The following is an 11,131-nucleotide window of genomic DNA, read 5'->3' as shown; positions in this document are numbered from 1 at the left end:
AGCAGCCGCCAGACCGACCTCATGGACTTACGGCGCCGCCGGATCACCCCAGCGACGTAGTTCAGGGTCTGATGCGACAAATCGACGGCGGCACGGTAGAACAGCACCGGAAGCTCCTGGTTGCGACAGTGTGGGTTGTGGTGATCAACCCGTCTACCAGGAGCTTCTTCATGTCACCGGCCGAATACCGGCATTGCGATCACGCTGTGACCAGGGCACCGGCCAAGGAGCCTGAAAAAGGTTCAGTCTAGCCCGGATCTTTATCGGTAGACTCTTCTAGCTGCAACTCGCGCTTACGCTGCTCATCCTTCAACTCTTCCATGTTCTGGGCGAATCTCTTAAGCACTAGCGCCTCATCCTCTTCGTCATACTCACTAATCCGTAGCTCGACAGCTTTGAGATGCCTCTTCATCGCGTCAGCTGTCTGTTGTTGAGTCGTGCGGCGCTCACGAAACTTGAAGAACCCAGCAGCTGCTGCAGCCACGCTAACTAAGCCGCTAGAGATGGCTGTGACGAGGCGGACTATAGGCTGATCGCCGCCTCCTACTGCGATGCCGGCAAGACTCGTAGAAGTGACAGAGCCGAGGATAACTATCCACTGCAGGATATTGGCGTAGCGTTGGTTGCGCCGAGCATGTCGACTTAGTTCCTCAATGTCATTGGTAGCGATGAGGCGATAGATACGAAGGGCTGAGATCGGATTAGCCTCCTCTCTCGCGGCTAAGTGGAGTTGTTCTGTCTCAAACGTCCGAAGCGTGTGTACATTGTCAGATATCTTAGGGCGGAGCTTGATAAGGTAACCGGCAGCAAACGCTGTAGAGATTGCAGCAGCGGCAAACCCTATAAGGGTGAAAGGTGTCCGATAGTTAGTCCAGATCCCAATGAACATAGCGCTGCCAAGAAATGCGGCAGTCACCAGACTTGCGATAAGCCATATGCCTTGCAGAAGCCTTGTGGTTCGGAGATTGCGCAGCGTGGACTGTTGCTGAACTATCTTGCGCGCAGATTCACGCCTCTCGGCGTCGAGATCTTCTGCCGAAGTGTTGCTACCGTGAGCTGGCACGATATCACTCACTCTCTCTCGTCCCAAGATCTTGGCGTCTATGGACCTTTTTCTCGCTACACACAGGTCCATCGTTAAAGGGCTTACGCTCGTAACAGATGCAGCCGCATTGTTATCTACGGTGCGGTATGAGCACGTCCGTGCGCGAGAACAGCTCGAGGCTGCACGTGCAGTACGGCCTGGGACCGCCGGACGCCCTGAGGTATTCACCAGAGCATGTTGTCGGCCACGAGCCAGGTGATCGCCCATACAAGAATCACATAGATGCCGGATGCTATGAACGACCCTGGGGATTAGGACAAAAGAGATGGCCACAGGATCCACAGAAGGAGCCCAGAAAGGCCGATGACCGGGAAGGCGATCGGTCCGGGTAACGCATAGTTCATCCTCAAGATGTAGGCGATCACCAAGAGTACGATGAACAGAGCAAAGCCCCACCCAGCAAGTGCCCCCACAGTCCAGCCCTGCCCGAACTGCTGCGCCGCATCACCGACTTGGGAGAACCACTCACGAAGTCCGCCGCCTTGACCGGAAGGCGCGTTCGGCAAACTTGGCGACGCTGACGACACAGCAGACGGCTTGACTGTGGCTGGCGGATCGGGACGATTCGAGACGAAGAGCGCTGCGACGCCAGCTGCTGCGGCGATGACTCCCGAGATCTCTGCCACGATGGTAAGGCGCCGCTCCATTCGGCAATGGTTGCCCAAAGAATCATGTTCGTCCAGAGACATCGCGGCCCGAGCACGGCCGTGCGCGAGAACGGCCCCCAGACATCCCATGCGCTTAGCTTGTTCTTTATCCACCAGACCGTTGCGCTCGTCTGGACAACGAACAACGCCTTGGGGTGGTCGACCTGCTCAACTCCCTGTTGCGAGGTCTTGTGGTTCGACTCGTTTGAGCGACGCGCGCACCCGCACGAGCCCACCCCGCGACCGGTTCAACCCCGGGTGGTCCAGTCGACGCGTAGTCACCCGAAACAACACCCAAGCGGTACGATGCGAACACCGAACCGGGCAGCTGGCCGTACCAGCAGCACCAGCGGGCAGGACTTCTCCGTCAGGGGGCGTGGCCGTACCGTGCCCACCAGCGGTTTTCCACGTACCTCACGTTGATGGAGAACCCGTCATGACCTCTGCCGTCCCTCGTGCCTTCCACTGCGAGCACACCCGCGCCAAGAGCAGGGTGCTCGCTCTCGTCGAGCGCTCCGGCCAGCCCGCGACCCTGCATGCCGTACTGACCTGCACCGATCCCGCCGTCGCTCAGCACGCTGCCTACCTTCTCTCCTCGGTGCTGGAGAACGGCTTGGGCCCCGCCGCCCGCGCTGAGTCGGAGCGGATCGCAGCGGCTCTGCCCGACGCGCCCGCCGCCTCCTTCCGCCGTACGCTGGCCGATGTCGTGAACGGGACCTGGGCCGATGCCCCCGAGCTGGCCGCCACGTGGGAGTCCCTGCGGCGGGGCCGCGGCGACTCGGCCGGCCTCGGTGGCGACCTTGAGAGCCGCACGCCGGGCGACGCCCGCCTCGACGCCTTCCCAGGGCCGGTCGTACGCACGATCAGCCTGCTGGAGATGCACGTCCACGACCCCGCTCGCCTTCTCGCGGCGGCCACCGCGACGGGCTGGAGGCCGTTCGACGCCGAGGACCTCGACGAGGACGACAGCCAGGACGTCGTCGGAGCCGTCATGCACTTCGTCAACGGCCCGGAGTTCCTGCCCGGCGCCGACCAGCTGATGGACGTCGTGCAGGCGCGGCTGCTGCGCGTCGACAGGGGCGATGAGGTGAGCGACTGGAGCACCGCGCCTGTGACGGCGAGGTTTGACACGGGAACGAGGTCCGGCCCCGACGACCGGGCCGTCTGATCGCTACCTCACAGGCACGTCGGCGCGGCCGAGCACGAAATCGACTCGGCTGCGCCGGGATGTTCACACGCCTAACTTCTTCTTCATTGTCCGGATTGTTGTAGTGCTGCGAGGGTGCGGCCACGCAGCTGGTGGATGTCAATCCCGACTTTCGCGGCGGCGCAGTAGGCCTGCCAGCGGTGGTGGGCGGCGTCGTAGGACAGCGGCCCGCCGCGGCCGTTGATGGAGGCGCGGAACAGCGGCCCGGCGGTGTAGCTGGCCCGGGCCAGGTAGAGCTTGAGCAGGGTGACGTAACCGCGGTCGTCCAGCAGTACGGTGCGTACGCTGCCGCCCTTGCCGTGGATGCGGACGTGCTCGTCGTCCAGCCGCAGGTCCAGGTCCTCCACGTACAGGCCGCACACCTCCGAGGCGCGTGCGCCGCACACATAGGCGGTCTCGAACAGCACCCGATCCCGCAGCCGGTCCAGCGGCAGATCCTTGCGCGGCCGCCGCGAGCAGACCACCGCCAGCACCTTGGCCACGTCGGCGGCCGCGGCCGGGCGAGGCAGGCTCTTGGGCACCTTGACGGTATCGATGCGGTCCATCGGGTTGGCGGCCAGGAAGTCGTGGCGGACCGCCCACTTGGCAAAGGAGGCGACGGCGGCGCGCTTGCGCTTGCGGCTGGCCGGCGCCAGGTCGGCGAGCTCGGCCAGGAACGCCCGGATCGGCGTCGCGGTCAGTTCGGCGATGTCCTCGCCGTGGTGGGCGGCGAAGGCGATCAGGTCGCCGCGGTAGGCGCGCCGGGTGTGGGCGGAGGCGCCAGCGTTGGCCAGGTCGGTGAGGAAGTCGTCGAGGTGCCGGGCGAGCGGGTGTGCGCGGCCGAGCTGCTCGGCGATGACCGGATCCACCGGGCCGACCTCCACGATCCGTTGGTTGCCAGATAACTGGAAAACAAAGCCTGCGCGCCGAGCGACGGTGGCCCAGCTCGCGCTATGCCGGTGATCGCTATCTTGCCAGATAACGAAAGTTATCTAAGAATCGGTCCCGCCTGCCGTACCGGGCAGAGGCTCCGCCTGCATCGGATCGCCGGATGGCGGCAACTTCGTCAGCTTCGGCTCGCTACCGCCACTGGTCGTGCTCGGCGGCCGAGACCTCCAAGGCGGCCGCTGCGAGCGCGGCGGCGTTCAGCACGCCGTCGGCTTGGAAAGGTGGTGGCGAGGCGCACGTCACGGTCCGTGGACCTGCCAGCCGTCGGGTGCGGCGCGCAACCATCCCACCCCGCCCGTCGGCTAAGACGAGGAGGCTCTCGACACCTCAATCACGGGTGGACAAGCCGGACACGAAGATCGGGGCAAGCCGGACGAAGGACTTACGGAGGGTGGCTTCGTCGAGGCTCGGCTCCCGGAAGCCGGAAGCGTCGCGGCGACCGCCGCCGATGTTCTCGCCCCAGTAATCGAGCTCGAGGAGGTGGTCTCCCGTCAGGACGTGGGCCTGGTCGCCGACGACGAACGCCCGGTCCCCGACGCCGGCGAGGCGCCGGAAAGACGAGTGGTGGTCATAGCTTTCGGACCTGTTGTCGAACCACGTCTCATGGTCCTGACGGCCGGAGTCTCCGAGGTCGCTGACGTGGATGCGCAATTCGCCGCAACGAGGGACGAAGACCGCTGGGGTGATCTCCCCGCCGCCGCAGTAGCCGCCTCTCGACACCTCGGCCGCCTGCCGGTCCTCATCGCGGATTGTCCAGGTGCAGATGGTGTCGTCAGCGTCGCCGCTGCTACTCACTTCCGTGACGGACGGGAAGAAGGCCGAGGCCACGTCCGAGATGGAGAGGGCACCGCACACGCCACTGTCGACAGGGGCGACGGTGCTGGGGTCCTTGGCCATTTCCGCGATGAAGACCTCGGCGACCTGGTCCGCGCCGAGGCGGAGTTCGGCTTCGGCGGGTAGTTCGCCGTCTCGCTCCGCGCCCTTATATCTGATCCTGATCAGCCAGGGCCCCTGCCGGACGAGGATTTCGACGGAGCGAGAGCCGGGTCGGTTGGACTTGCCGCTTCACGATGAAGGGCATCGTCCACTACCGCGACAAACCACTCCCGCCCGGCAAGGCCTTCTGGCTCGGGGCCGCGTGCCTCGTGTGGATGAGCGCGGTCTCGCTCTCGCTGACCCCGCTGGACAACATCGTCTACGACTGGTTCTTCACCTGGGTCGACTACCAGGGCGCCGGCCCCGACGGCACCGCCTACCTCCAGGGCTACCCGCAGGAGATCGTGCTCACCACCCTGCTCATCTGCGCACCGTTCACCGGCTTCACCCTGCCCCTGCTCGAGGAGTACTACTTCCGCGGCTTCCTACTGCCCCGCCTCCCACAGCTCGGCAAATGGGCCCCGCTCTTCAACACCTTCTTCTTCTCGGTGTACCACTTCTGGGCCCCCTGGACAGTCCTGTCGAAACTCGTCTTCCTCTACCCGGGCGTCTGGCTCGCCTGGAAGAAGCAGGACATCCGCATCTCGATCGCCATGCACCCCGGCTCGGCACTGCTGATGACCGTGGTCGGCGTCATCGCCCTCGCCTCCGGCGCCTACACCATGTAAGACCCCCGAAACGAGGGGCGCCGTCCGCCGGCCGAGGACCGGATGCCTCGCTCCGGACCAGGCCGCAAGCGCGCCGAGCAGGTCGACCCGGGCGCCCGCGTCCTGCTCGACACCCACGCCGGCCTCGGGGGGTGGGTCAGGGATGGCAGATCGGATCGGCGGCGGGGAGGGTGCCGGTGGCCAGGTAGGCGTTGACCTTGGCGTCCACGCAGGCGTCACCGTATTCGCCGTAGATCCCGTGGGCGGTGGTGCCGCGCAGGGTGAGCAGGCGGGAGCCGGTCAGCGCCCGGTGCATGGCCTTGCTGCCCTCGTAGGTGGTGGCGGTGTCGCCGGTGGCGGACACGATCAGCGCGGGGGTGGGGTTGGCGACGTGCGTGGGGTGCTCGCGCGGGTGGTTCGGCCAGAAGGCGCAGGGCCAGATGTTGCTCTTGAGGGGGCCGAAGAGGGGGTGGCGCGCACGGCTGCGCTGGACGTCGTTCCAGTAGGCGTCGGGGTCGCGCGGCGCGGCGCGGTCGCCGCAGACGATCGCGGCAGCCGGGCTGGCGAGCGGGGAGCCGGCGCTGGTCAGGACGAACGTGAGGAATCCGTCGAGTTCGGAGCCGGGGGCGGCCGGGCGGCCGTGCGCGGCCGCGTTCAGGGTTCGAACGGTGGAGGTGAACTCCGCGCGGGCCGCGGGGCGGTCGTCGCCGGAGCCGGCGGAGAGGATGTACGGGACCGCCTGGTCGTCCACCTCGTACGGTCCGACGCGCAGCGGGCGGTCCTGCGCGGCGGCAACGATTGCGTTCACGGTGGCGAGCACGCGGGCGGGGGTGGCGCCGAGGCCATAGGTGCCGTGACGTTTGGCGGCCCAAGCCGCCCAGCCGCGCAGCGCGCGTTCCGCCTCATCTTCGGTGCCCTGCGTCGCCCGGGGGCCCCACTTGTTCGGGTCACCCGCGCTGTCCAGGACCACGCGGTCGGTGCGGCCGGGGAACATCTGGGTGTAGACCGCGCCCAGGTAGCTGCCGTAGGAGTAGCCGAGGAAGGAGATCCGGCGCTCCCCGAGGACGCGGCGCACGAGGTCGATGTCGCGCGCCGTGTCGCGCGTGTTGGCGTACGGGAGCACGTCGGCGTGGCGCCGGGCGCAGCGCTTGGCCAGGTCGTGCTGCACCGCCACCTGGTGATCGAACCGGGCGCGGGTCGGGCCGGCCGAGCGGAGCCACAGGCCGATGGGCCAACCGCAGTCGAGCGGCGTGCTGCGCCCGACGAAGCGCGGGTCCAGGCCGACGAGGTCGTAACGGGCGGCAACGTCCTTCATGGCCGCGCGCGTCTGCAGGGGCATGCCCAGCGTGCTCTCGCCGGGGCCGCCGTGGTTGAGGACCATGGTGCCGATGCGATGGGCGCGGTCGGTGGCGGGGAGGCGGGACAACGCGAGTTTGATGGTGCGGCCGCCGGGCCTGAAGTGGTCGAGTGGGACGGTGAGCTCCGCGCACTGTGCGCCTGCCCGGTCGAGCTCCCTGCCGAGGGCGTCGTGGGGGCCCTGTGCGCAGGGCTTCCAGTCGAGCGGTGGGGGCGGGCCGCCGTCGGCTCTGGCCGCGGGCGCAACGGCGGCGGACAGGGCGATCAAGGCGATGGCCGGGACCAGGCGTCTGCGGGTCCGCGCACATGTCGGTTTCATGGTCGGGGACGCTATTTCGGCCGGACGTCCGGCACGATACAGCTGGCCGCACGCGCGTTGGTACAGCCCGCTGTAGTGCCCGGCGGGGACCGGTGACGGATAATGATCTCCGTACGGCGTCGTGAGGAGGTGCGCATGCGTGACCGTGCGTTCTCCGGCTCGGTCTACCTACTGGGCACGCTGGCCACCGCCGTGGTCACAGTGCTTGCGTTGCCGGTGCTGCTCGCGCCGCCGGCGGCGCGGGGCTGGGCGGACTGGCACCGTCAGCGGGCCGGCCGGCTGCTCGGCGTTCCGGTCGATGGGCGGCCGGGCGGGCGGCGGGATCTCGCCTGGGCGCTCGCGCACGTCGCCGTCGGGTTCCCGCTCGGGCTGGCCGCCCTGATGTGCCTGGGCAACATCCTGGTCGCCGCGGTGGCGTTGCCATTGTGGTGGGCGTTTCCCACCGACGCGCGTCCCACCCTGTTCTCGTTCTTCGATGTCCATGTGGGCGATTGGGAGACCGCGCTGGTCGGGGGCTCTGTTCAGATCGCCGTCCTCGGTGCGGCGGCCTGGTGGGTGCTCCCGGCGCTGGCGCGACTCCACGCGCGGCTGTGCCTGGCGGTGCTCGCGCCGTCGGCCCGCGAACGGCTCACCGAGCGGGTCGACGTGCTGACCAGGAGCCGGGTCGGCGTGGTCGACGCCCATGGCGCGGAGCTCCAGCGGATCGAACGCGATCTGCACGACGGGACGCAGGCGCGCCTGGTGACCATTGCCATGCAACTGGGCATGGCCCGGGAGTCGCTCGCCGACGATCCGGACACGGTCGCGGCGCTGCTCGCGCAGGCGCACGAGACGGCGGAGGAGGCGATGGTCGAGCTCCGCGCGGTGCTCCAGACGATCTACCCGCCGATCCTCGCCGACCGTGGGCTCGACGGGGCGCTGACGGCGCTGGCCGCCCGGTCGAGTGTGCCGGTCCACATCGAGCTCGCCGATCTGGGCGCGCTCCCGGCGACCGTGGAGGCGGTGGCCTACTACGTGATCGCCGAGGCGCTGACGAACGTGACCAAGCACGCCGCCGCCACGCGAGTGGCCCTCCGGATCGAGCGCGCCGACGACGTGTTGTCCATCGAGGTAACCGACGACGGAAGGGGCGGCGCCGACGAGGCGCGCGGCACCGGGATCCCCGGGATACGCCGGCGGGTCGCCGCCCTGGACGGCGCGGTCCGCCTCGACAGCCCGCCGGGCGGCCCCACCACGCTCGCCGTCCAGATGCCGTGCGCATAGTGATCGTTCAGGAGGTCCCGTGCGGGTCGTGATCGCCGAGGACAACGTCCTGCTGTCCAGCGGCCTGGAGCTGCTGCTGGCGGCGAAGGGCTGCGAAGTCGTGGCGGTCGTCTGCGACGGCGAGGCGTTCCTCCTCGCCGTCGCCGAGCACCGCCCCGACATCGCGATCGTCGACGTGCGGCTGCCACCGTCGTTCCGCGACGAGGGAATCCACGCCGCGCTGCGGGCCCGCCGGGAGCACGGCGCGCTGCCGATCCTGGTGCTCTCGCAGTACGTCGAGCGCGAGTACGCCGGCGAGCTCCTCTCCGACGGCCGCGGCGGCATCGGCTACCTCCTCAAGGACCGCATCGGCCGGGTGGCCGAATTCGTTGACGCCCTGCGCCGCGTCGCGGCCGGCGGCACCGCCATGGACCCCGAAGTGGTCGCCCAACTCCTCGCCCGCCGCGCCGGCGACCCCCTGGACACCCTCACCTCCCGCGAGCGAGAGTCGCTCGCCCTCATGGCGCAGGGCCACGACAACGCCACCATCGCCGAGCGGATGCGCATCTCCGACAACGCCGTCCACAAGCACATCGGCAACATCTTCGCCAAGCTCGGCCTGGCACCGGACGACTCCGGCCACCGCCGCGTACGCGCAGTACTCACCTACCTGGACAGCACACCCCGGCCGGCCGAGCCAGACCCCGGCCGCGGGAACCCGCGCTGATCCGCGGTCATGCTCGTCACAGCCGCACTGCTGCTGTTTCTGCGAAAGACGGTCGGACGCTTGCTGATCGCAACAGGTAGCGCCGGAGTGGCCATGGAAGCGGTGATCGTGATCGTGCACAGCAATACCTCATTGAGCAACGCGCGGGGAGTGGACGATCAGGGGAAGTGGCCAAGTTGCGCGCGCACGTGAAGGACTTCGCCCAGGACGGCCCGGAAGGCTTGATCTTCGCCGGACCGGACAACGGGGCGCTGCGCAACACCAACTTCAACCGCCGTGTCTGGGCCAAGGCACTCCAGGACGCGGGCGTACCGAAGATCCATTTCCACGATCTCCGACACACCGGCAACACCCTGGCCGCCAGCACGGGCGCATCCACCCGAGAGCTGATGACCCGCATGGGCCACTCCAGCACTCGGGCGGCGCTCATCTACCAGCACTCCACCGACGAGCGTAAGCGCGAGGTCGCACGCAGGCTTGACGCCCTCGCCCGCGGTGCGCTCACCAAGAAGCCATCGGGCACGTAACGGGCACGACCCCAAAACCGGACCCCAGAAAGATCGAAAGCCCAGGCCGTTGACCTGGGCTTTCGTATGTGTGGAGCCTAGGAGATTCGAACTCCTGACTTCCTGCTTGCAAAGCAGGCGCTCTGCCAACTGAGCTAAGGCCCCTTCGACGAAGATAGCTTACCGGGCAGACGAGGCTACCTGCGTCGTACCAAGGTCACCGCTCAACACCAAACTCGGGAAGTCCACGATCGAGTCGAGGATGTGGGTGGCGCCGCCCTTGAGAAGGCGTTCGCGGCTGTGGACGCCGGTCATCACCCCAGCCACGATCGACGCGCCCGCGCGCTTGCCGCACAGCATGTCGCTTTCCGAGTCGCCGATGACCGCCACGTGGCGTACGTCCTCCACCCCCAGGCGCAGCACCGCGTACAGGATCATGTCCGGCCAGGGGCGGCCGCGGCCGCCGGCGTCTTCGGGGGAGATGGCAAGGTCGATCTTGTCGTGCCAGCCGAGCACGCTCAGGACGCGGCTCAGGGTGGTGCGGCTGAAGCCGGTGATCAGGGCGAGCTTGATGCCGGTGCCGCGGAGTTTGTCGAGGACCTCCAGGGCTCCGGGCATGGGTGAGAGACCTGCCCGCTCGAGGGCGCCCTCATAGGAGCGCTCGAACGTCAGGTTCGCCGCTTGCGCCTGGGCCTCGTTTCCGGGGAAGATCCCGCGGAAGACATCGATCTTGGGGCAGCCCCGGGACCGGTGCACGTGAACCATGGCACGCGCGTACGCTCCGGTCCCGGGCACTATGCCCTGGGTCGCGATCGCCTCTGCGAAGGCGCGCTCGACCATGGCGATGTCACCGACTGTGGTGCCTGCCAGGTCCAGGCACACCAGCTTTACGGGGACGACGTCACTCATCGCCTCGCCGGTCGGTTAGTTCTCGGTGCCGGTCGCCTCGGTCCAGAGATCGAGCTCTGCACGGTCGGCCTGCACCTTACGCCAGATCAGCAACCCCCCAAGGGCGATCAGCGCCAGAACAAGCAGCTTCTTCACGGTGTGACCCCACTTCTTCGACGGCCTCACCTGCCGGGGTGAGACCCAACGGTTGACAAGCAGCCTAGCAAGGGATGGCTGCGCTCCCGGTGTTGCGCACGGGCCAGATGTGCGGAATGTGCGGAGAACGAGTGGTCAACCCCCAGGTTGGGGGCCGATACGCCCGCCCATCGACGGCCCTCTGGAACCCCTTTCCGTCCGTCATGGGCGCCCGCCTGGGTCCGCCTCTGGTATCCGCTATCTCGGACAACAGCTCGATCATGCCAAATATCGCGCCCGGGCGCGTGGCTCGGCACGGCCTCGACTTCCGCGTGTGTCGCATTCCACTGGTGTCCGCCTCGGGGCCGGCCGAACCTCAGGCGGGAACCCGCCGTACGACATAGAGAGCCCGTGGTTCCGACCGCATACCGCCTCGGGGTATAGAGTCGCGGGGCATACGAAGGATCAATGCAAGAGCACAAACACGCG

13 protein-coding genes and 1 tRNA gene are annotated in these 11,131 nt (G+C 67.6%); 6 read left to right on the top strand and 8 right to left on the bottom strand.

Annotation, left to right across the window (positions count from 1 at the left end; translation table 11 throughout):
* Positions 1–247 precede the first annotated feature (247 nt).
* Both ABN273_RS43550 and ABN273_RS43545 read right to left on the bottom strand, forming a co-directional pair.
* Positions 248–1,075 (bottom strand): DUF4231 domain-containing protein, encoded by an 828-nt coding sequence (locus tag ABN273_RS43550; protein WP_349455421.1) that lies wholly within the window; start codon positions 1,073–1,075, stop codon positions 248–250.
* 281 nt (positions 1,076–1,356) lie between these two features.
* The gene (locus ABN273_RS43545; protein ID WP_349455420.1) at positions 1,357–1,752 is read right to left on the bottom strand and encodes a hypothetical protein; all 396 of its coding nucleotides are present in this window, start codon (positions 1,750–1,752) and stop codon (positions 1,357–1,359) included.
* A gap of 436 nt (positions 1,753–2,188) precedes the next feature.
* Between ABN273_RS43545 and ABN273_RS43540 the strand changes: the two genes are divergently transcribed.
* On the top strand, positions 2,189–2,920 hold the full coding sequence (locus ABN273_RS43540; RefSeq protein WP_349455418.1) for a hypothetical protein: 732 nt from the start codon (positions 2,189–2,191) through the stop codon (positions 2,918–2,920).
* A gap of 83 nt (positions 2,921–3,003) precedes the next feature.
* Here ABN273_RS43540 and ABN273_RS43535 read toward each other — a convergent pair whose 3' ends face one another.
* Together ABN273_RS43535 and ABN273_RS43530 are read right to left on the bottom strand one after the other, a co-directional pair.
* Positions 3,004–3,822: a tyrosine-type recombinase/integrase gene (locus ABN273_RS43535; RefSeq protein ID WP_349455417.1), complete on the bottom strand. Its 819-nt coding sequence runs from the start codon at positions 3,820–3,822 to the stop codon at positions 3,004–3,006.
* Positions 3,823–4,213: 391 nt separating this feature from the next.
* Positions 4,214–4,783, bottom strand: coding sequence for a hypothetical protein (locus ABN273_RS43530; protein ID WP_349455416.1), 570 nt, complete (start codon positions 4,781–4,783; stop codon positions 4,214–4,216).
* Positions 4,784–4,956: 173 nt separating this feature from the next.
* Here ABN273_RS43530 and ABN273_RS43525 point away from each other — a divergent pair, with 173 nt between their 5' ends.
* Entirely contained in the window at positions 4,957–5,490 is a 534-nt protein-coding gene (locus ABN273_RS43525; RefSeq protein ID WP_349455415.1) for a CPBP family glutamic-type intramembrane protease, read from the top strand.
* A 136-nt stretch (positions 5,491–5,626) separates the two neighbouring features.
* Here the strand turns inward: ABN273_RS43525 and ABN273_RS43520 are convergent, their stop codons facing one another.
* Entirely contained in the window at positions 5,627–7,144 is a 1,518-nt protein-coding gene (locus ABN273_RS43520; protein WP_349455414.1) for an alpha/beta hydrolase, read from the bottom strand.
* Between the two features lie 135 nt (positions 7,145–7,279).
* On the opposite strand from ABN273_RS43520, the gene ABN273_RS43515 reads away from it, so the two are divergent.
* From ABN273_RS43515 to ABN273_RS43500, 4 genes are read left to right on the top strand one after another with little or no spacing between them, the layout of a single operon-like run.
* On the top strand, positions 7,280–8,407 hold the full coding sequence (locus tag ABN273_RS43515; RefSeq protein WP_349455412.1) for a sensor histidine kinase: 1,128 nt from the start codon (positions 7,280–7,282) through the stop codon (positions 8,405–8,407).
* A 19-nt stretch (positions 8,408–8,426) separates the two neighbouring features.
* Positions 8,427–9,113: a response regulator transcription factor gene (locus ABN273_RS43510; protein ID WP_349455411.1), complete on the top strand. Its 687-nt coding sequence runs from the start codon at positions 8,427–8,429 to the stop codon at positions 9,111–9,113.
* Positions 9,114–9,122: 9 nt separating this feature from the next.
* Complete coding sequence (locus ABN273_RS43505) at positions 9,123–9,305, top strand: hypothetical protein (protein WP_349455410.1); 183 nt, start codon at positions 9,123–9,125, stop codon at positions 9,303–9,305.
* Positions 9,281–9,640 (top strand): tyrosine-type recombinase/integrase, encoded by a 360-nt coding sequence (locus tag ABN273_RS43500; protein ID WP_349455409.1) that lies wholly within the window; start codon positions 9,281–9,283, stop codon positions 9,638–9,640. Before ABN273_RS43505 ends, ABN273_RS43500 begins: the two co-directional genes overlap by 25 nt.
* 71 nt (positions 9,641–9,711) lie before the next feature.
* On the opposite strand, the gene ABN273_RS43495 is transcribed toward ABN273_RS43500, so the two are convergent.
* The 3 genes from ABN273_RS43495 to ABN273_RS43485 all read right to left on the bottom strand — a co-directional run bounded on the left by ABN273_RS43495 (position 9,712) and on the right by ABN273_RS43485 (position 10,663).
* Positions 9,712–9,784: transfer RNA gene (locus tag ABN273_RS43495), tRNA-Ala, on the bottom strand.
* Positions 9,785–9,799: 15 nt separating this feature from the next.
* Positions 9,800–10,528, bottom strand: coding sequence for an HAD-IA family hydrolase (locus ABN273_RS43490; protein ID WP_349455408.1), 729 nt, complete (start codon positions 10,526–10,528; stop codon positions 9,800–9,802).
* Positions 10,529–10,543: 15 nt separating this feature from the next.
* A complete protein-coding gene (locus ABN273_RS43485; RefSeq protein WP_218154143.1) occupies positions 10,544–10,663 on the bottom strand; it encodes a DLW-39 family protein in 120 nt (39 codons plus the stop codon).
* Between the last annotated feature and the right edge of the window lie 468 nt (positions 10,664–11,131).

This window comes from Nonomuraea sp. B19D2 (genome assembly GCF_040137845.1).
In the GTDB taxonomy this organism is placed as follows: Bacteria; Actinomycetota; Actinomycetes; order Streptosporangiales; family Streptosporangiaceae; genus Nonomuraea.
Note: the sequence above shows the minus strand (reverse complement) of the source record. Positions and strands in the feature narration are given on the sequence as shown.